The 19,061-nt window shown below is 68.5% G+C and carries 22 protein-coding genes, 1 tRNA gene and 1 other RNA gene; 15 read left to right on the forward strand and 9 right to left on the reverse strand.

What is annotated here, in order from left to right; all coding sequences use genetic code 11:
* Positions 1 to 99 precede the first annotated feature (99 nt).
* Genes CEP17_RS03770 through CEP17_RS03785 form a run of 4 tightly spaced genes read left to right on the forward strand, consistent with a single transcriptional unit; the run spans position 100 to position 1,565 of the window.
* Complete coding sequence (locus CEP17_RS03770) at positions 100 to 279, forward strand: hypothetical protein (protein ID WP_112931320.1); 180 nt, start codon at positions 100 to 102, stop codon at positions 277 to 279.
* 14 nt (positions 280 to 293) lie between these two features.
* On the forward strand, positions 294 to 683 hold the full coding sequence (locus tag CEP17_RS03775; RefSeq protein ID WP_112931321.1) for a TadE/TadG family type IV pilus assembly protein: 390 nt from the start codon (positions 294 to 296) through the stop codon (positions 681 to 683).
* A 22-nt stretch (positions 684 to 705) separates the two neighbouring features.
* On the forward strand, positions 706 to 1,143 hold the full coding sequence (locus CEP17_RS03780) for a TadE family protein (RefSeq protein ID WP_331439159.1): 438 nt from the start codon (positions 706 to 708) through the stop codon (positions 1,141 to 1,143).
* Positions 1,140 to 1,565 carry a pilus assembly protein TadG-related protein gene (locus CEP17_RS03785; RefSeq protein ID WP_112931323.1) on the forward strand — a complete coding sequence of 142 codons (426 nt, stop codon included), beginning with the start codon at positions 1,140 to 1,142 and terminating at the stop codon, positions 1,563 to 1,565. Before CEP17_RS03780 ends, CEP17_RS03785 begins: the two co-directional genes overlap by 4 nt.
* A gap of 3 nt (positions 1,566 to 1,568) precedes the next feature.
* On the opposite strand, the gene CEP17_RS03790 is transcribed toward CEP17_RS03785, so the two are convergent.
* Together CEP17_RS03790 and CEP17_RS03795 are read right to left on the reverse strand one after the other, a co-directional pair.
* A complete protein-coding gene (locus CEP17_RS03790; protein ID WP_112931324.1) occupies positions 1,569 to 2,222 on the reverse strand; it encodes a DUF6226 family protein in 654 nt (217 codons plus the stop codon).
* A gap of 35 nt (positions 2,223 to 2,257) precedes the next feature.
* Positions 2,258 to 3,508: an MFS transporter gene (locus CEP17_RS03795; protein WP_112932861.1), complete on the reverse strand. Its 1,251-nt coding sequence runs from the start codon at positions 3,506 to 3,508 to the stop codon at positions 2,258 to 2,260.
* A gap of 73 nt (positions 3,509 to 3,581) precedes the next feature.
* On the opposite strand from CEP17_RS03795, the gene prfB reads away from it, so the two are divergent.
* Entirely contained in the window at positions 3,582 to 4,694 is a 1,113-nt protein-coding gene (gene prfB, locus CEP17_RS03800) for a peptide chain release factor 2 (RefSeq protein WP_112931325.1), read from the forward strand.
* Here prfB and CEP17_RS03805 read toward each other — a convergent pair whose 3' ends face one another.
* Complete coding sequence (locus tag CEP17_RS03805) at positions 4,695 to 5,066, reverse strand: hypothetical protein (RefSeq protein WP_239498579.1); 372 nt, start codon at positions 5,064 to 5,066, stop codon at positions 4,695 to 4,697.
* A gap of 187 nt (positions 5,067 to 5,253) precedes the next feature.
* On the opposite strand from CEP17_RS03805, the gene ftsE reads away from it, so the two are divergent.
* From ftsE to smpB, 3 genes are all read left to right on the forward strand, one after another.
* A complete protein-coding gene (ftsE, locus tag CEP17_RS03810) occupies positions 5,254 to 6,369 on the forward strand; it encodes a cell division ATP-binding protein FtsE (protein WP_112931326.1) in 1,116 nt (371 codons plus the stop codon).
* Positions 6,366 to 7,280 (forward strand): permease-like cell division protein FtsX, encoded by a 915-nt coding sequence (gene ftsX, locus CEP17_RS03815; protein ID WP_039415663.1) that lies wholly within the window; start codon positions 6,366 to 6,368, stop codon positions 7,278 to 7,280. Before ftsE ends, ftsX begins: the two co-directional genes overlap by 4 nt.
* 80 nt (positions 7,281 to 7,360) lie before the next feature.
* On the forward strand, positions 7,361 to 7,837 hold the full coding sequence (gene smpB / locus CEP17_RS03820; protein ID WP_039415660.1) for an SsrA-binding protein SmpB: 477 nt from the start codon (positions 7,361 to 7,363) through the stop codon (positions 7,835 to 7,837).
* A gap of 124 nt (positions 7,838 to 7,961) precedes the next feature.
* On the opposite strand, the gene CEP17_RS03825 is transcribed toward smpB, so the two are convergent.
* Entirely contained in the window at positions 7,962 to 8,627 is a 666-nt protein-coding gene (locus CEP17_RS03825) for an SIMPL domain-containing protein (RefSeq protein WP_112931327.1), read from the reverse strand.
* Between the two features lie 100 nt (positions 8,628 to 8,727).
* Between CEP17_RS03825 and ssrA the strand changes: the two genes are divergently transcribed.
* Positions 8,728 to 9,097: a transfer-messenger RNA gene (ssrA, locus tag CEP17_RS03830) on the forward strand.
* 68 nt (positions 9,098 to 9,165) lie between these two features.
* Here the strand turns inward: ssrA and CEP17_RS03835 are convergent.
* From CEP17_RS03835 to CEP17_RS03845, 3 genes are all read right to left on the reverse strand, one after another.
* A complete protein-coding gene (locus CEP17_RS03835; RefSeq protein ID WP_112931328.1) occupies positions 9,166 to 10,416 on the reverse strand; it encodes a tyrosine-protein phosphatase in 1,251 nt (416 codons plus the stop codon).
* A gap of 209 nt (positions 10,417 to 10,625) precedes the next feature.
* Entirely contained in the window at positions 10,626 to 11,222 is a 597-nt protein-coding gene (locus CEP17_RS03840) for a nitrate ABC transporter substrate-binding protein (RefSeq protein WP_112931329.1), read from the reverse strand.
* Positions 11,223 to 11,240: 18 nt separating this feature from the next.
* Positions 11,241 to 12,080: an inositol monophosphatase family protein gene (locus CEP17_RS03845; protein ID WP_112931330.1), complete on the reverse strand. Its 840-nt coding sequence runs from the start codon at positions 12,078 to 12,080 to the stop codon at positions 11,241 to 11,243.
* A gap of 115 nt (positions 12,081 to 12,195) precedes the next feature.
* On the opposite strand from CEP17_RS03845, the gene CEP17_RS03850 reads away from it, so the two are divergent.
* Positions 12,196 to 12,271: transfer RNA gene (locus CEP17_RS03850), tRNA-Lys, on the forward strand.
* Between the two features lie 191 nt (positions 12,272 to 12,462).
* Here the strand turns inward: CEP17_RS03850 and CEP17_RS03855 are convergent.
* On the reverse strand, positions 12,463 to 13,698 hold the full coding sequence (locus CEP17_RS03855) for an MFS transporter (RefSeq protein WP_036318182.1): 1,236 nt from the start codon (positions 13,696 to 13,698) through the stop codon (positions 12,463 to 12,465).
* Positions 13,695 to 14,126: a MarR family transcriptional regulator gene (locus CEP17_RS03860; protein WP_112931331.1), complete on the reverse strand. Its 432-nt coding sequence runs from the start codon at positions 14,124 to 14,126 to the stop codon at positions 13,695 to 13,697. The genes CEP17_RS03855 and CEP17_RS03860 overlap by 4 nt, the downstream gene beginning before the upstream one ends.
* A 152-nt stretch (positions 14,127 to 14,278) precedes the next feature.
* Between CEP17_RS03860 and CEP17_RS03865 the strand changes: the two genes are divergently transcribed.
* From CEP17_RS03865 to CEP17_RS03885, 5 genes are read left to right on the forward strand one after another with little or no spacing between them, the layout of a single operon-like run.
* The gene (locus tag CEP17_RS03865; RefSeq protein ID WP_112931332.1) at positions 14,279 to 15,487 is read left to right on the forward strand and encodes a substrate-binding domain-containing protein; all 1,209 of its coding nucleotides are present in this window, start codon (positions 14,279 to 14,281) and stop codon (positions 15,485 to 15,487) included.
* A 36-nt stretch (positions 15,488 to 15,523) separates the two neighbouring features.
* A complete protein-coding gene (locus tag CEP17_RS03870; protein WP_112931333.1) occupies positions 15,524 to 16,312 on the forward strand; it encodes an ABC transporter ATP-binding protein in 789 nt (262 codons plus the stop codon).
* Positions 16,309 to 17,019, forward strand: coding sequence for an ABC transporter ATP-binding protein (locus tag CEP17_RS03875; RefSeq protein ID WP_112931334.1), 711 nt, complete (start codon positions 16,309 to 16,311; stop codon positions 17,017 to 17,019). Before CEP17_RS03870 ends, CEP17_RS03875 begins: the two co-directional genes overlap by 4 nt.
* Positions 17,016 to 17,891 (forward strand): branched-chain amino acid ABC transporter permease, encoded by an 876-nt coding sequence (locus CEP17_RS03880; RefSeq protein WP_112931335.1) that lies wholly within the window; start codon positions 17,016 to 17,018, stop codon positions 17,889 to 17,891. Before CEP17_RS03875 ends, CEP17_RS03880 begins: the two co-directional genes overlap by 4 nt.
* Complete coding sequence (locus CEP17_RS03885; protein ID WP_112931336.1) at positions 17,888 to 19,042, forward strand: branched-chain amino acid ABC transporter permease; 1,155 nt, start codon at positions 17,888 to 17,890, stop codon at positions 19,040 to 19,042. The genes CEP17_RS03880 and CEP17_RS03885 overlap by 4 nt, the downstream gene beginning before the upstream one ends.
* Positions 19,043 to 19,061 lie beyond the last annotated feature (19 nt).

Below are 19,061 nucleotides of genomic sequence, written 5' to 3' on the forward strand. Positions count from 1 at the left end.
CCGTATCGGCCGTCGCCGCGAGGAGCGATGGGTCATTCCTCGTTCCCACTGCTGTGGATAACTCCGGCGCGAGAGGGCGCGTCCGAGCACACTCGACGCATGGACAGTTCACAGCGATCCGCGATCCGCGAGTTCGTCGACGACGAAACGGGTGACGTTCCGGGCTGGGTGCTCGTCACATTGATGACCGCCGGACTCGTCGTCGCGATCTGGACTCTCGCCGGCCCCGCGTTGGCTGCGCTGTTCGAGCAGGCGCTGAGCCGCGTCTCCGGTCTCTGATCCCGGGAGCCGGCGTGGAGAGCCTCCGCCACGACCAGCGCGGCTCGAGCACCGTTGAGTTCGTGCTCGTCGGAACGCTTCTGACTCTCTTGACCCTCGGTGTGCTGCAGCTGGCGCTCGCCGTGTACATCCGCAACGTCGTCCACGATGCGGCGGTGGAGGGCGCCTATTTCGGCGCGCTCGCCGACACGGATGCCGACGCTGGCGCCGCCCGCACGGCGCAACTGATCGCGACGGCTGTGGGTGACGGCATCGGCGCGGGGGTGAGCGCGTCGGACACCGACACGGCGCGCGGACCGGAAGTGGAGGTCCGCGTGGTGGCGACGCTCCCGCTGGTGGGACTGCTCGGAGTGCCCTCCGGGATGGAGGTGAGCGCACGTGCCCCGCGCGAGAGTTTCGACTGACCCACCGCGGGCGGTTCAGGGTGTGACGCTCAGAGACGACAGCGGCTCGGCATCCCTGGAGTTCATCACCGTCGGGCTCATCCTGCTCGTGCCCCTCGTCTACCTCATCGTCGCGCTCGGCAGCATCCAATCCCAGGCGCTGGGGGCCGAAACAGCTGCGCGGCAGCTCGCTCGCACGATCGCCTCGTCGTCCGACCTCGCGACGGCCGACGCCCGCACCCAGCGCGTCGTCGATGCCATCGTCGCCGAATACGGCATCGACCGCTCGACCCTCGACATTCACGTGCAGTGCGACACGTCCGGTCCGTGCCCCGCGGCCGGCGCGATGCTCTCGGTCACCGTGACGGCAGAGGTGCCGTTGCCGCTCGTCCCGCCGGTGCTCGGTCTCGACCAGGCGGCGCGCGTGCCGGTCACCGCGACCGGGGTGCAGAAGGTCTCCCGTTATTGGGTCGAGCCGTGAGGGCGTTCGCGTCGCGACGTCACGATGACGAAGACGGCAGCGTGCTGATCCTGGCACTCGGCTACTTCGTCATCGCGGTCGTGCTGGTACTCGTCTGTGTCGACGCGACGAGTCTCTACCTCACACAGAAGCGCCTGGATGCTGCCGCCGACGCGGCCGCGCTCGCCGGGGCGGACGGCTTCACTCTCACGGTCGACGCTTCGGGCCCGGCCGCACGGTTGACGGATGCCGGTGTCTACGATCAGGCCGAGGAGCTGCTCGCGGCCACCCAGACGGCCGAGCTGGTCGCGGCATCCACCCCCGACGGCGTCTCGGCACGCGTCACGGTCGCGACGACCTGGCGCCCGCCCGTGCTGACGCTGTTCGTCCCGGACGGCTGGCCGCTGGAGTCCACCGCGACCAGCCGTACCGCGTTGCGATGAGAGCTACTCTGCCCCTGCGCGCCGTGGCCATGCCCGCCACCCGGACGGCAGACTCCGCAGAATGGACTCCGCCGCCGCACGGCGTTCCGCAGGCACGGGGACCGCGTTCGAGAAGCCTCCCGACGAGCCGGTCGGGTATCGCACCTGATACCACGCCGCCGCTTCTGCGTCGCGCGGCCCGACGCTTTCGCTGTAGTTGCCGCTGACGACGGCGAAGACATGCTCCTCGAGCTCGTCGGCCTCGCGCTGCCACGGGGTGTCGCACGCGTCGCACCCGCACAGCGGGAAGGGGAAGTCGTGCAGCAGGCCCGCGTGCAGGAGCAGACCCGGGAAAGCCGTGAACACGAACGTCAGCCCAGCGCAGTCCGGCTCGCGCGGGCGCACCCTGACGGCCCGCGGCACCTCCCAGCTCGGTGGCGCGAGAAGGTCGGCGACGACATGTGGGCCGTCGTCGATCTCCACGTCGTACGTGAGCCGCAGGTGATCGATGAGCGCCGCTGCGACCGTGTGCAGCGGCGCGTAGCGTTCCGGATGCACGGTGACCGAGTACGCCTCGGTCGGCGGAGAGCCCTCCCACCGGTTTCCGTAATCGATGACCTCTCCGTCGGCATCGACGAACACCTGCGGTGCGATCGACGGGCGGGTGTACCGGCTCATCCCGTCATCCTGCCGCAGCCGTGATCGGCGCGCACTCACCGCGTGCGCGGCACGAACCTCGGCACCCAGCGGATGAACCCGGCCGCCCCCGCGAGGCCGATCACGCCGATGACGCCGGTGGCGACCGACAGGGAGACGACCGCGGCGACGGCTGAGACGAGCAGGGGAGCGATCGCGCCCCCGGCATCCGTCAGCGTCCGCCACGACCCGAGGAAGGCCGCCGGGTCGTCCTGCGGCGCGACGTCGGCGCCGAGCGTGAGCAGGATGCCGCTGGAAAGACCATTGCCCACGCCCAGAACCGCCGCGAACAGGGCGAACCACATCGCCGCCTGCGAGAGGTCGTGCGTGAACGCGAGCGCGAGGAAACCCGACCCCATCAGCACCATCGCGGGAAGCGCGGCCCAGAGGCGGCCGAAGCGGTCCATCACCTGGCCGCTCGCGTAGAAGAGGGCGAAGTCGATCGCGCCGGAGATGCCGACGACGAGCGCGATCGTCTGCGCGTCGAGCCCGATCGACACGCCCCACAACGGCAGCACCACCTGACGCGCCGATCGCACCGCCGAGAGGGATGCCGCAGCCAGCCCCAACCGCGACAGCACGCCGCGGAAGCGCCACATCGTGCGGAAGACACCCACCCGGTCGGGGACGGGGATCGACCCGGTGACAGGCTCACCGGTGTCTTCGGCGAGCCTCGAGTCGCCGGACGAGCGCGTGACGCGGGGGACCGGCACGGCATCCTCCGGGTCGGGACCGAACACGAGCAGTGCGATCGTGGCGAGCAGGCACGCGCCGAAGAACCAGACCGTCGAGTGCTCATCGCCGAAGATCGCGATGAGGGCGGCGGCGAGGAAGGGCCCGACGAACATGCCGAGGCGGAACGTGCCGCCCAGCAGCGACAGCGCCCGCGCCCGGTAAGCGATCGGCACCCGCGTCGTCATGAACGAGTGCCGTGCCAGACCGAACGCGGCCGCGCAGAATCCGATGAGGAACACCGCGGCCGCCAGCACCGGCAGGCTCGGTGCGAACAGCATCCCGGCGACGCCGCCGAGTGCGAGGACCCCGCCGACGATCATCGTCATCCGCTCGCCGATGCGGCTCACGGCCCAGCCCGCCGGGATGTTGCCGCAGAGCTGTCCGACGACGAGTGCCGAGGCCACGAGTGCTGCGGTCGGAACGTCGGCGCCCAGCTGCGCCGCGATCACCGGGAAGAGCGGAACGACGGCCCCCTCGCCGAGGGCGAAGAGCACGGTCGGACCATAGATCATGGGCGCAAGACGCCAGAGCATCGGTCCCATGCCGGGCGCGGACGCGGGATCTGGCATGCGGGAGCTCACCCGATCCACGTTAGTCTGGAGTGTCATGCTTGATTTCGATCCTTCCGCCGACATCCAGGCCCTGCGTTCCACCTTCTCCGACATCCAGGCGGTGGTCGACGTCGAGGGACTGCGTGCGGAGATCGCGCGCCTGTCCGACGAAGCCGGTGCCCCCGACCTCTGGGACGACGTCGAGAAGGCGCAGAAGGTCACGAGCGCACTCAGCCACCGTCAGGCCGACCTCAAGCGCGTCGCCGACGTCGAGCAGCGCCTCGACGACCTCGATGTGCTCGTCGAGCTGGCGCACGAGATGGACGACGAAGACACCGCGGCCGAGGCGCGCCGCGAGATCGCCGCCTTGCAGGACGTCATCGGCCAGCTCGAGGTGCAGACGCTGCTGGACGGCGAGTACGACGACCGCCCCGCGGTCGTCACGATCCGTTCCGGCGCGGGCGGCGACGACGCCACCGACTTCGCCGAGATGCTCCTGCGCATGTACCTGCGTTGGGCGGAACGCCACAAGTACTCCGTGAAGGTCATGGACACCTCCTACGCGGAGGGCGCGGGCATCAAGTCCGCCACGTTCGAGGTCGACGCCCCCTACGCGTACGGCACCCTGTCGGTCGAGGCCGGCACGCACCGACTGGCCCGCATCAGCCCGTTCGGCGGCGCGGACAAGCGCCAGACGTCGTTCGCCGCGGTCGAGGTCATCCCCGCGCTCGAAGAGGCCGTCGAGGTCGAGGTGCCCGAAAGTGACATCCGCGTCGACGTGTTCCGCTCGTCGGGCCCGGGCGGTCAGTCGGTCAACACGACCGACTCCGCGGTGCGCATCACCCACCTGCCGACAGGCCTCGTCGTCTCGATGCAGAACGAGAAGAGCCAGATCCAGAACCGCGCTGCGGCCATGCGCGTGCTCCAGACGCGTCTGCTGCTGCTCAAGCGCGAAGAGGAGGCCGCGAAGAAGAAGGAGCTCGCCGGTACCATCACGGCCAGCTGGGGCGACCAGATGCGTTCCTACTTCCTCTACGGCCAGCAGCTCGTCAAGGATCTCCGCACCGGCTACGAGGTCGGCAACCCCGCCGTCGTCTTCGATGGCGACCTCGACGGCCTCATCGCCGCCGGCATCCGGTGGCGCAAGCGCAAGGACGACGACGACTGATCAGTCGCGGCCCAGCCATCTCGTGATGGCGTCGCGGAACGCGGTGGGATGCTGGACCCAGGGGTAGTGCCCGCAGGCGGCGAGCCAGACGAGGTCGGCTCCGAGTGCTGCGGCGTAGTCGGCAACCGGTGGAACGCCGGTGAGCAGGTCGGCGTCGCCGGCGACGATCGTCGTGGGTGGAAGAGACGCCGAGCGGATGCGCTCGGCCGCATCGGCCGGAATGTCGTGGAACCACGCGGATGCCGCCGGAACTGCTCGACGACGTCGGCGTCGGTGGTTGCGGTGTCCTCGCCCAGCGCGACGAGCGCGGAAACCACCTCGGGCTCGGTGCGGGCGGCGCCGATGGCCGCGGCGTCGGATGGCGATCCGCACAGCCGGGTCGCCGGCGGAGCGATCAGCGCCAGGGACGCGATGCGGCCCGGGTATCGCCGCGCGGTCGCGCTCTCGCCGATGCCGGCGATCGAGCATGCGCACCCGGCCACGCTATCGGGAGTGCAGTCGACACGCGGCGAGTGTCGCACCCGGCATCCGCAGAGGGGCGACGTAGGCTCATCGAGTCATGATCCGGTTCGAGCACGTCACCAAGAAGTACCGAGGGACCAGCAAGCCGGCGCTGAGCGACGTCGACTTCGAGGTGCAGCGCGGGGAGTTCGTCTTCCTCGTGGGCGCCTCCGGCTCGGGAAAGTCCTCCTGTCTGCGCCTGATCCTGCGGGAGGACGGTCCCAGCGAGGGGCGCGTCGTCGTGCTCGGTCGCGACCTCAAGACCCTCTCGACACGCAAGGTTCCGTACTTTCGTCGGCACATCGGGTCGGTCTTCCAGGACTTCCGGCTGCTGCCCAACAAGACGGTGTTCCAGAACGTCGCCTTCACGCTGCAGGTCATCGGCGCATCCCGCGCCTTCATCCAGCAGGCCGTACCCGAAGCGCTCGCTCTCGTCGGCTTGGACGGAAAGCAGAAGCGCCTGCCGCACGAGCTGTCGGGTGGCGAACAGCAGCGCGTCGCGATCGCGCGGGCGATCGTCAACCGGCCGCAGATCCTGCTCGCCGACGAGCCCACGGGAAACCTCGACCCGGCGACCTCCATCGACATCATGCAGCTGCTCGCCCGCATCAACGCCGGTGGCACGACGGTGGTCATGGCCACCCACGAGGCCGGCTTCGTCGATCAGATGAAGCGCCGCGTCATCGAGCTGCGCGGCGGTGTGATGGTGCGCGACGACCGCCACGGCGGCTACGGCGACACGTCATCGCTGCCCTCGCTGCAACCGCAGACGGAACGCGGCGCGGCAGCAACGGCCGCACTGACCGCGGTGCTCGAACTGCAGCGCGAGATCGCGGAAGCTCCCGTCGAGCCCGTCCCCGCCCCGCCGGACGCTTCGACGGCACCGGATGCCGCGGCATCCCCGCCCCTCACACGCCCGGCCGCTCCCGCGCCTGCAGCCACGACGCCTGCCGACCGGGCGGCGGACGCGTCGCCGCGACCGGCCATGCAGCGCCCCGCGCCGCTGCCGGCGACGACGGAGCCGGTGCCGCTCACGCGTCCGATCACCATCGCCGCCCCCGAGGTCGACCTCGGTGAGCTGGGCGTGGGTGACATCGACCTCGGCAAACTCGGGGTCGCAGACCGCCGCGGCCGCGAAGCCGACGAGAACGACGAAGTGGGACCCACCTCATGAGGATGCAGCTGATTCTCGGCGAGGCGCTCACCGGGCTGCGTCGCAACGCGTCGATGGTGATCTCCGTTGTGCTCGTGACGTTCGTCTCGCTGACGTTCGTCGGTGCCGCGATGCTGATGCAGATGCAGATCGGCAAGATGCGCGACTACTGGTCCGAGCGTGCGCAGGTCTCGGTGATCATGTGCCGCGAGGATTCCACGGCCACGACGTGTGCCGACGGCGCCGCGACGCAGGAGCAGATCGATCAGGTCTCGCAGCGGCTGTCGAGCTCCGCGCTGGGCGGAGTCGTTCGGGATGTGCGGTTCGAGTCGTCCGATGAGGCGTACCAGAACCTGCTGAAGCTCTACGGCGACGAGTACAAGGACTATGTGACGCCAGCGCAGCTGGGTGACACCTACTTCGTCGGGCTCATCGATCCCGAGAAGGCCGACGTCATCACTGAGGCGTTCAACGGGATGGCCGGTGTGGAGGAGGTGAAGAACCAGCTGCAGTATCTCGAGCCGCTGTTCTCCGCCCTCACGATCGCCACCTACATCGCCGTCGGAATCGCCGTGCTGATGCTGATCGCGGCCGTGCTCTTGATCGCGACCACCATCCGGCTGTCCGCGTACGCACGACGGCGGGAGGTGGGCATCATGCGACTGGTCGGCGCCTCGAACCGCTTCATCCAGACGCCGTTCGTGCTCGAAGGCGTCTTCGCGGCGTTCATCGGATCGCTCATGGCGGGCGCCGCGATCGTCGTGGGTGTGCACTTCGGTGTGGGGGAGTACCTGAAGGGCCGCGTGAGCTTCATCACCGATTGGATCGACATGGGCGATGCCGCCATCGTCATCCCGGTCATCATCGTCATCGGCCTGGTGCTGGCGGCGTTGTCGGCGAGCTTCGCGATCCGTCGGTGGCTGCGGGCGTGAGATAGACTGACGGGCTGCCGTGTCCGCGGCATCCCGTCGTTCGTCGGCGGAACAACGCCATCCACCACAGAGGATCAACCATGCCCAGGGAACGCGGGGAGAAGGTCGTCGCGACCAACCGTCGCGCGCACCACGACTACACCATCGAGAAGACGTACGAAGCGGGCCTCGTGCTCACGGGTACCGAGGTGAAGTCTTTGCGTCAGGGCCGGGCCAACCTGTCGGACGGATACGCCTACATCGACGGGGGCCAGGCCTACCTCGATGCCGTGCACATCCCGGAGTACTCGCAGGGGCACTGGACCAATCACGCCTCCAAGCGCACACGCAAGCTGCTGCTGCACAAGGACGAGATCGTCAAGCTGTCGCACGCCGTCAGCGCCGGCGGGTACACGTTGGTTCCGTTGAAGCTCTACTTCTCCGACGGGCGAGCGAAGGTCGAGATCGCGATCGCCAAGGGCAAGCGCGAGTACGAGAAGCGGCAGACGATCCGCGAGCGCGAAGACAAGCGCGAGGCCGAGCGGGCGATGCGCAGCCGCAACCTCCGCGGCGAGTAGAACGCACGATCCCCGCAGAATGTGACGAACTCCGCAGCCGACAGCGTGACCGGACGCGGAGGAGGGGTGATTCTGCGGAGTCGGAGGGATGCCGTGCGCCGCAGGCGGCGCGAACTGACGAGACCTAGCGTGCGATGAAGCGGGCCTCGACTCCCGCCGACACGACGATCTCGTCGGGCCGGAACTCGACGGCGGCGGCCCGATCGAACTCGGCCATGCCGGCGGCCTTCGCCATCACCCGCGGCGCGGGACCGGGGGAGGATGCCGCGCCCAGCAGCCCCAGGTCGGCGATCTCGACCGGGACGACCTCTCGCCGTCCGATCGCCGCGGCATAGGCGGAGGCCCGCTCGACCGCGACGGCGACGGCGTCCGTGGCGACGTCGCGCTCGACACGCGCGCGCGTCTCGGGCGTGAGCTGCCACTCCACAGCTCCCACCTGCAGCCCGTCGGTTCCGGCGATCTCATTGACCCAGTCCGACAGGGCAACCGTGTCGGTGAAGGTCGCGGTCAGCTCCACCGACGCGTGATGGACGAGGTCCAGCTGGCGGCCCTCGTCGTTCCACGGCCGGTCGGCCCACACCGACATGCGTTGACTCGACCAGTCCGAGATCGTGCCCGCCGTTGCGAGCGTGGCGAGGTGGGTGCGGACCGGCTCCGAGAGGCCGGCGACCCGCGAGACGACGGCGGCGCGCTCGGGTCCGTCGGCGGATGCCGTCACGTGCGCGACGGCGCGCTCGGGCAGCACTCGGGTGTGGCTCTCGCCGCGGACGGTGATCGTGACCTCGCTCATGGGGTAAACTGTAATGCTCGGGTGCCGACGGCAACCGAGAGACAACTCCACAGCGTGACCGTGGCTCATTCGCCGCACGGCACGTCGCCGTGACGCACACGGGGCTGATCGGTTTCGACAGCGTCTGTGAATCTGCGAGAAGCGGGCCGAGGATGCAGGGTTATCTCGTTAACGATCTCTGCGAACCTATAAGTGCCGAATCCAAGCGCACTGACTTCGCCCTCGCTGCCTAAGCGAGCCCGATAGTCCGTCAGACCGTGTGTGACCCCGCCACGGACCCTGGCGTCATCTAGGGGTCTTGCTGCGTGACGGCGCCTGGACGTCACGCGGGACTCTTCCCAGGCTGGGCTCGTCGACTTAGGTGTCTGTGACAAAGGTCGGAGCCGAGCAGAACGTCTTCACAGACTGCGCCCGGAGAAGACGCAGTATCCCAGCGTTGGACGGGGGTTCGATTCCCCCCAGCTCCACGACGTCACTGTCACCGGCGAAGGCCCCGGCATCCGATCATGGATGCCGGGGCCTTCGCCGTCTGCGGGTGTCAGTCCGCCGTGCGCTTCGTGCGACGGCGCGCGAGCAGGATGCCTCCGGCCAGCACCAGTGCCGCGCCGATGCCGCCGACGAGCAGCGCGGCGGTGTCGTCGCCACCGGTCTCCGGCAGTGTCGCCCTGGTCGTTGCGGTCGCCGCGGCCGCGACGGGCGTCGAGGTGCCGCTCGCCGCCGCGGGCAGGGCCGCGTTCACGACGTAGTGGTCGACGGTGGTGCCGTCCTGTGCGGTGACGGTGACCGTGACGGTGCGGCCCGCGATGCTGACGGCCGCTGCGGCATTCGGGTTCGTGGTGGTCACCGTCACGTCCCCAGCAGCGATCGCGGTCTGCGGGTCGGTGATGGTCGCGCCGGCCGTGCTGGTCGCGGCATCCAGGGGGACGGAGACGCCGTCGACGGTGATCGACGAGGCGGACGCGTCGTTCGAGACGAGCAGGTTCGTGCGCAGCGCGGCGACGTCCTGCTCGGTGAGGCCGATGGTCTTGCGCAGGTACGCGTCGACACCGCCGTACTTCGAGGTCACATCTGCCTCGAACGTCCCCTGCAGCAGTTGGGGGGTCGCCCAGGTCACGCCCAGCTGCGTGTTCGACAGCAGGTAGTCGTGCAGGATGTCGGAGGCGCTCACGCCGAGGATGTTGTACAGGAGGTCCATCACGGTCCCGGTGCGGTCCATGCCGTGCGAGCAGTGGATGAGCACGGTGCCGGTCGTGTCCTGGGCGATGAGGCGGAGGATCTGCGCGTAGGCCGTGATCATGGGGCCGCGATCATTCGGGCCGTTGTAGCCCTTGTCGACCAGGTCGTGGTACATCACGGTGTCGTCGGGGTAGTTGCCGTCGGCGCCGAACATGGAGATGTTCACCGACTTTGCGCCGGGGACCGGCACGTCGGGCTTCGCAGCGATCTGCGTGGCCGTGCGCAGGTCGATGACGAGGTTCACATGGTACTTCGTCGCCAGGGTCGCGGCGCCGTCGCTGGTGATCTTGTCGAGCGACTCGGTGCGCAGTAAGCGCGGCGCGTTGACCACCTGGCCGCCCAGCCCGGTGAACGATCCGAGTTCGCGGCCGTTGACGAGGCCGGGGACGTCGGTGATGGCGTGGTCCTTCGCCGTCAGCGGGGGCTGGCTTGCGGCGTCGGCGGCGCTGGCGCTGGTGGCGCCGAAGCCGATGGAGCAGACGACGGCGGCGGCGGCGAGGGTGGTTGCGCCGAGTCGGTCGATGAATCCGCGTCGGGTGCGGTGCGAGATCACGATTTTCCTTACAGTCGAGAGGGAGATGTCATCCGCCTTCGCCCGCACCGATCAGGTAGCGGGGAAGGGGCGGCGATCACCCAGACTGCGGGCCGTGCGCGGCGCGCACGGCAACGGGGCGTGAATCGCGACTGACGTCGGCTGATGGATCTCGTGAGCGTCGGTTGTGGACGCGCTGAGAGGGGTGCTCCCGAGGAGCGGTCGGCGCATCAGCCGGCGGTGACCGGCATGAGCAGCAAGTTCTGCTTCGTGTCCGATACAGCGACCCAGCCGTCGCCGAACTGGTACGTCATGCCGTATCCCTTGTCATCCACGGTGATCACGCGCGACGGGTCCTGCGTGATGTAGAAGCCCGAATCGGCCGGCTCGCGGCGCCAGCCCTCCTTCTCGAGCTGTGCGGCCACCGTCTCGGCGTCGGCGGTGCTGATGGGTGCCCAGCCGAACTCGATGAGGTTGCCCGATGCGACCGAGTAGTTCGCCCAGGTGCAGATCAGCCCACCGTCGATCGGTGCGCTCGGCGGCTGGGTTTCGAACGTGAAGGGCGTCTGCTTGGCTGTCCATCCCTTGCTCTTGAACTCGGCGAGGGTGTCGGAGACGATCATGCTGTCGCAGGTCACGGCGCCGCCCGTCGTCGGCGAGGCGTCCGGCGTCGGCCCGGGCAGCGCCTCGGTCGACGTGGGTGACACGGCGTTGCCGGTGGGGGTCGGATCGGCCGAGGGGGCGGCTGACGTGCAACCGCTCAGCAGAAGAGCCGTTGCGAGGGCGACGGTGGACAGCGCGAGGGGCGCGAAGCGTGCACGTGTCATCGGCGGGGGTCCGATCGGTCAGGAGATGGCGGGCGAAGCGCCGAGGAGGGAGAGGAAGTCGCGATGAAGACGTCCGTTGGTCGCGAGCGACGAGCGCGACGACAGCGAGTCGGCTCCGTCGATGTCGGTGAACCTGCCGCCGGCTTCGTGGACGATCGGCACGAGAGCGGCGATGTCGTACTCCTTGACGCCGAACTCCGCCACGAACTCGAGTCGCCCCTCAGCGAGGAGCATGTACGGCCAGGTGTCGCCATAGCCGCGGTCGCGCCAGACTGCGCGGCTGAGGCGCAGCAGATCGTCGGCGCGGCCGACCTCGTCCCATTGCGCGAGCGACTGGAAGCTCACGCTGGCCTCGGCGACCGCGTCGACGTTCGACACACCGAGGCGACGCGTGCCGCCGTCCGGAGTGTTGGTCCAGGCGCCGTGACCGGATGCCGCCCACCAGCGCCGCCCGAGGGCCGGCTGGCTGGCCACCCCGACGCGGGGCACGCCGTCGATGGCGAGGGCGATGAGGGTCGTCCACATCGGGATGCCCTTGAGGTAGTTGGCCGTGCCGTCGATCGGATCGATGATCCACTGCCGGGCCGCGTCACCCGACGTGCCGTACTCCTCGCCCAGGATGCCGTCGCCGGCGCGTTCGGCGGACAACAGCTCCCGCAGCACACGCTCGGTGGCGAGATCGGCCTCCGTCACGGGGGAGGCATCGGACTTGACCTGGACGTCGAGATCGGTGGCATCGAAGCGTGACATCGTCACGGCATCCGCCGCATCGGCCAGGCGCAGCGCGAGCTGGAGATCTTCGGTCAAATCGCCGTCGAAGGGCGTGCTCCAGGCGGACGCGGTGGCGGGGGAGGTCACACCCTCAAGGATAAGGGGCGCGCGTCGTCTCGATTCGCGGTGTGACGTTCGGGATGGTAACGTTGTCCCTCGGTTCGCCAGTGATCTTCTCGAGAGATTCAGCGGCCGACGGAACGCACCTCTAGCTCAATCGGCAGAGCAACTGACTCTTAATCAGTGGGTTCTGGGTTCGAGTCCCAGGGGGTGCACCAAAGCGAAGGCCCGGACCGTGAGTGATCACGGTCCGGGCCTTCGTCGTTGCTGCCGGCCTCGCCGCACGCAGAGGGGGAGGAGAAATCGCCCCGGGAGGATGAGCGCGCCGTTGCGCTCCTCCCGAGGCGAAATCTCCTCCCGAGCTGTCCCCACGCTGCCCTGACTTGCCCCGAGCTCGGGTGAGGACGGCCTACGCCGCGTCGCCCACGAGCACCGCGGCGGCCTCCTCCGCGGCATCCGCATCGTGTGCATCGATGCGCGCGAGCGCCCGTCGCCCGATCAGGATCGTCGCGGCCGACACCAACACGGAGATGCCGGCGAACACGAACGGTACGGAGGCGTTGAACGCGTGCCACAGAGCGGCGGCGATCGGGGGAGCGGCCGCCCCGCCGAGGAAGCGGACGGCGGAGTACGCCGACGATGCCACCGATCGAGGCAGGTCGGTCGCCTCCATCACCGACTCCGTGAGGATCGTGTTCATGAGACCCAGCAGCAGACCGCCGACGATGATGCAGATCACCAGTCCCGCGGCGGATCCCACCACGACCGCGGCCGCGAAGAGGTCGATCGCGAGCAGGGGAAGCACGATGAGCATCGCCGTACTGCGCGACAGTCGGCGCAGCAGGATCGGGGCGATCCACACGCTCGTGATCGCGAGGGCCACGCCCCAGCCGAAGAAGGTCAGGCCGATGCCCATCGCACCGAAGCCGAGCGGAAACGGCGAGAAGGCCAACAGGACGAAGAAGCCGATGTTGTAGAAGAGGGCCGCGATCGCGAGCACCGCCAACGCGGGCTGGCGAAGCGCCTGGAAGGGGGCGGACAGCTTCACCGGCGTCCGCTTCTCCTCGCCGCCCCGCAGCAGAACGAGCACCGCCACGAAGGCGATCGCCATCAGCGCCACGACGCCGAAGAACGGCCCGCGCCAGCTGAGCTCGCCCAGGATGCCGCCGAGCAGCGGGCCGATCGCGATGCCCAGTCCGAGGGCTGCCTCGTAGAGGATGATCGCCGCCGCGCTGCCGCCGGAGGCTGCACCCACGATCGTGGCCAGTGCGGTGGAGATGAACAGGGCATTGCCGAGGCCCCACCCGGCGCGGAAGCCGATGACCGCATCGACGCTTCCCGACACGGCGCACAGCAGTGCGAACACGACGATGAGGCCGAGGCCGATGAGGAGGGTCGCCTTCGTGCCGATGCGGGAGGAGATCCAGCTCGTGACGAGCATCGCGAGTCCGGTGACGACGAGATAGCTCGTGAAGAGCAGCTCGGTCTCCACGGGGCTCGCCTGCAGCGACTCCGCGATGGCGGGCAGGATCGGATCGACCAGGCCGATTCCCATGAAGGCGATGACGCACGCGAAGGCGACCGCCCAGACCTGCGCCGGCTGGCGCCAGATGCTGACCTTGTGGGACGTGGAGGCGTTGTTCATCGAGCCACCTCCGCGACGCGAGTGCGCGCGTTGACGATGTCTGCGGCGCGGCGGATGGTGCGCCACTCATCCTCGTCCAGGTCGGCGAAGCGCGGCGCGAGCGCGGAGCTCAGAACGCTCAGCCACTCCTCGAGGGCCGTCATCCCGGCATCCGTCGCCGAGACGAGGGTCGCGCGCGAGTCGTCGGGATCGACGGTTCGCTCGAGGAGCCCGGCGTCGGCCATCTGTGCGACCAGCCGTGTCATACCGGGCTGCGTGACGCGCGAAAGCGTCGCCAGGTCGCCGATGCGCAGCGGGCCGTGGTCGCGCAGGAGCACGAGCGTGCGCCATTGGGCGGAGGGGGCTTCGGTGCGGGTGTCCAGCGCGGCCACCCGTGTCAGGGCGTGCGCGCCGAGCAGCAGTCGCAGAATGTCGTCGGAATGATGCATACCAACAGTATATACCGCCGGTATGCAAAAGGGGTTATGGGATCGTGACCGTCCCGTCGGGGGTGAGGTTTGACAACGCGCCGTCGCCTGAAGATGATTGCAGTACCTGAATCAGTTCTCAGGTATTCCTTCCAATGGTGAAAGGTACGCACATGCGGGTTACGAAGAAGTTGCTCCACGCGAGTTTTGTGGCCGTCGTCGCGACGACGGCTCTCGCACTGTCGGCGTGCGCGCCGCAGGACGCGACGACCAGTGGAGCGGCGACCGCCGGTGGCGGACCCGCGGACGTCACTGTCGGGGTGGTGACGAGCGAGACGGGCCCGCTCGCCAGCTACGGCAAGCAGTATCTCGACGGTTTCAAAGCAGGTCTCGACTACGCCACCGACGGCTCCAATGAGGTGAACGGCACCAAGATCACCGTCGACTACCGCGACGACGCGGGCGACCCCGACACGGCCGTCGGCGTGGCGAAGGAGCTCATCGGACAAGGGGTGAACATCCTGGCCGGCAGCGCCTCTTCGGGTGTCGCCGCCGCGGTCGCCGAGCAGGCGGGGCAGAACAAGGTCCTCTTCATCTCGGGACCGGCCGCTGCGGATGCACTCACCGGTGTCAACCCCTACACGTTCCGCAGCGGTCGTCAGTCCGCGCAGGACGTCGCCACGGCGGGCACCTTCCTCGGCGACCTCCAGGGCAAGACCGTCACGGTGTTCGCCCAGAACAACGCCTTCGGCAAGGGCAACGAGGCCGCCGTGACGGCGATCCTCGGGGCGAAGGGAGCCACGGTGAACAGCGTGCTGGTCGCCGAGGACGTCACCGAGTTCACGCCGTTCGCCCAGCAGGTGCTGGCGGCCAAGCCTGACCTCGTGTTCGTCGCCTGGGCAGGTGCCACATCGGGCGCCATGTGGCAGTCCATGAGCCAGCAGGGCGTGTTGGACGCCGTGCCGGTGGTCACGGGGCTCGGCGACTCGGCGACGTTCGGGGCGTATGGAGCCGCTTCCGAGAAGATCAAGTTCCTGAACTACTACTTCCCCGGGGCGCCGGACAACGAGGTGAACACCAAGATGATCGACGCCGTCACCAAGGCGGGTGGGACGCCCGACCTCTTCACTCCCGACGGCTTCAACGCGGCGCTGATGGTCGTGCAGGCCGTCAAGGCAGGAAAGGGCGACGTCGAGGCCATGGTCAAGAGCCTCGAGAACTACACCTTCCAGGGCCCGAAGGGCTCGCTCACCGTACGCGCCGGCGACCACGCCCTGATCCAGGACATGTATCAGGTCAAGCTCGTCGCGAACGGCGGCAGCTTCACGCCCGAGCTCGTCGACACCGTGCCGGCAGACCAGGTCGCCCCGGCGAAGAAGTAGTCGGCGAGACGGCATCCGAAAGCGAGGCGAAGCCGCATGAGCACCCCCGTCCCGTCCGCACTCCTGATCGACGGCCTCGGCCTGCAGATCGGCGGAGCGACCATCCTGAAAGACGTCGACCTGGATGTCGCGCCCGGCAGCATCGTCGGCGTGATCGGGCCGAACGGCGCCGGAAAGACCACGCTGTTCAATGTGATCTCCGGCGTCGCACGGCCGACCGCAGGTCGCATCGTGATGGACGGTGTCGACATCACCCGCGCGTCGATCGCACAGCGAGCGCGGACGGGGCTGGGGCGCACCTTTCAGACCTCCAGCCTCTTTCCGCGACTCAGCGTCCTCGAGAACGTGCGCCTTGCCGCCCAGGTCGGTCTCGGTGGCAGCTTCTCTCTGCTGCGCTTTCCCCGCAGGACGGATGCCGCGACCGAGCTCGCCCTGGAGCAGCTCGTCAAGGTCGGGCTGACCCACAAACTCGACACGGCGGCCGGCGACATCTCCCACGGCGACAAGCGCAAGCTGGAGATCGCCGTGCTGCTCGCCACCGAGGCGAAGATCGTGCTGCTCGACGAGCCGATGGCGGGGGTCGCCTCCGGCGACGTCGCGGGACTCGTGGACACGATCCGCGAGATGCAGGAAGCGACCGGGTGCACGGTGTTGATGGTCGAACACCACATCGACGTGCTCATGGGCTTCGTCCAGAAGGTCGCCGTCATGTACTCCGGGTCGATCATCGCCTTCGACTCGCCCGCGCAGATCATGGAGAACCCTCTCGTGCAGAGCGCTTACCTCGGCCGCGGTCTGCATCCGGCGGGAGAGTCTGCCGCATGAGCGCACCGATCCTCACCGTGACGCACCTGTCGGCATCCATCGCGGGTCAGCAGGTCGTCGAAGACGTCTCGTTCGAGGTGCCGGCAACGGGCATCACGGCCGTTCTCGGCCGTAACGGGGTCGGCAAGACCTCGACCATTCGGGGGGTCCTCGGTCTCATCTCTCGTCGGGGTCGGGTCGTGCTCGCGGGTGAGCGCATCGACGCCCTTCCCACCCATCGCATCGTCCAGCGCGGTGTCGGCTACGTCCCCGAAGACCGCGAGGTGTTCGCCGGCTTGACCGTCGCCGAGAATCTGGCCCTCGCGGAGCGCGACCGAATGCCGCGCCGTGATTTCGTCGCCGAGCTCTTTCCCGACCTCATGGCCCGGCGATCACAGCTCGCCGGCACGCTCTCCGGCGGACAGCAGCAGATGGTGTCGGTTGCGCGAGCGCTGCTCAATGAGAACCGCATCCTCTTGGTCGACGAGCCCACCAAGGGACTCGCTCCGAAGATCGTCGACGACGTCGCGCGAGCCCTGCAGGAGGCTGCCAAGATCGTGCCCATCCTGCTCGTAGAACAGAATCTCGACGTCGTACGGACCCTGGCCGACGATGCGATCGTGATCGCCGGAGGACGCGTGGTCCACACCGGCAGCGCGCGCCAGATCCTCGACGACGACGCGCTGACCACGCGCCTGCTGGGCGTCAGCGCGGAGGTGCACTCATGAGCAGCATCGTCCTCATCCTTCTCACCGGTGTCGGCCTCGGAGCACTGTATTTCCTCGTCGCATCGGGGCTGAGCCTGATCTACGGGCTCATGCACGTGCTCAACTTCGCGCACGGCGCCTTCCTCACGCTCAGCGCCTTCATCGGATGGCAGGTGGCGCAGGCGCTGGGAACCGCGTCGTGGGGGTCGTTCCTCGTCTCGATCCTCGTCGGTGCCGTCGTCGGTGCGGTGTTCGCGACGCTCACCGAACTGGTGCTCATCCGGCCGCTCTACGAACGCCACATCGAGCAGGTCCTGGTGACCGTCGGACTCTCCTTCGCGGCGGTCGCTCTGTTCGAGGGGATCTGGGGGACGGATGCCGTGAACATCGCCGGTCCCGGCTGGCTGAAGGAGACCACGGAGATCCTCGGAGCGCGTATTCCCAACACCTACTGGGTGCTGATGATCGCCGCCGCCCTCGTGCTCGTCGCACTCGTGCTGTTCTTGAAGAAGACGCGGTACGGCATGATCATCCGCGCCGGCGTCGAGAACCGCGCGATGGTGACCGCCCTCGGCATCGACGTGCGGCGCAGCTTCACCCTCGTGTTCGCGATCGGCGGCGCGGCCGCCGGCATCGGCGGGGTGCTCGCCATGCACTACACGACGTTCGTCTCGGCTCACCTCGGTGCGACGCTGCTCATCTTCGCCTTCATCGTGACCGTCATCGGCGGCCTCGGCTCGCTCACGGGGGCCGCGATCGCGTCGGTGCTCGTCGCGGTGCTGCAGCAGTTCGCCAACGTCTACCTCAGCGGCACGGGCGACTTCATCGTGGTCGTGCTGCTGGCCGTCGTGCTCCTGGTGCGACCCACCGGGCTCATGGGGAGGAAAGCATGACCGTCACCACCGGAGTTCCCACCCTCGTGCCGGGCCGCACCGGGGCCTTCATCCCCTTCGTCGTCGGTGCCGTCCTCGTCGTCGTCATGGCCGTGTTGCCGCTGCTGAACATCTCGATCCCCGGCATCCTGCCGGGAGCGACGTACACACCGGGCTCGCTCGCTCTGCTTTCGCTCTGCATGGTCTTCGCCGCGCTCGCCCTCTCGTACAACCTGCTGCTGGGCACCTCCGGGATGCTGTCCTTCGGCCACGCCTTGTACTTCGGTGTCGGCGCGTACGGACTCGGGCTCGCGCTGAAGTTCTTCGGGGTGCCGCTGTGGCCCGGTGCTCTCATCGCTCTCGTCGGTGGGCTCGTCATCGCCGCATTCACGGGCGCCATTTCGATGCGCGTCTCCGGCATCCCCTTCGCGATGGTGACACTGGCATTCGCGCAGGCCGGGTCGGTGCTGGTGCGTCGCAATCAGGACATCACCGGTGGTGAGGAGGGACTGCGGCTGCCCGTCGACCAGGTGCCCTCGTGGCTGGTGGGTGTGTCGAACACCCGCAATCTGTACTGGCTGACTCTCGTCGTGCTGGTGGTGGTGTACCTGGTGGTGCTGTGGGTGGACCGCTCGCGGCTCGGACATCTCGCACAAGCGGCACGCGAGAACGAACTGCGCGTCCAGGTGCTGGGGTTGCGGCCGTACACCGCGAAGCTTCTCGTCTTCGTCCTCGCCGCTCTCTGCGCCTCGCTCGCCGGCATCGCCTACATGCTGCTGCAATCGGGAACCCAGCCCAGCACCGTCGGCGCCGATCTCACGATCACCGTGCTCGTGATGGTGGTTCTCGGTGGCGTCGGGTTCCGGTGGGGTGCCATCGTGGGGGGTGTGCTCTACACGATCCTCGATCAGCGGTTGACGGTTCTCGCACGCTCGCCGTGGATCCAGGATCTCCCCGACGCGCTGCGCATCCCGCTGTCGGAGCCGCTGTTCCTGCTCGGGGTGCTGTTCATCCTGGTGGTCATGTTCCTGCCGGGCGGCATCGCGGGCACGATCGACACCGCGGTCCGCCGACGTCGTGGTGAGCGCACCCGTTCGCAGTTGCGTCAGATCGACGATGCGGACGAGACCACGGGCGGCGTGCGGGGCGTGGATGCCGAGGCGCGGGCATGAGGTCACGGGTGGAGGGGCT

The sequence above is a fragment of the Microbacterium sp. PM5 genome (genome assembly GCF_003293595.1).
In the GTDB taxonomy this organism is placed as follows: domain Bacteria; phylum Actinomycetota; class Actinomycetes; order Actinomycetales; family Microbacteriaceae; genus Microbacterium.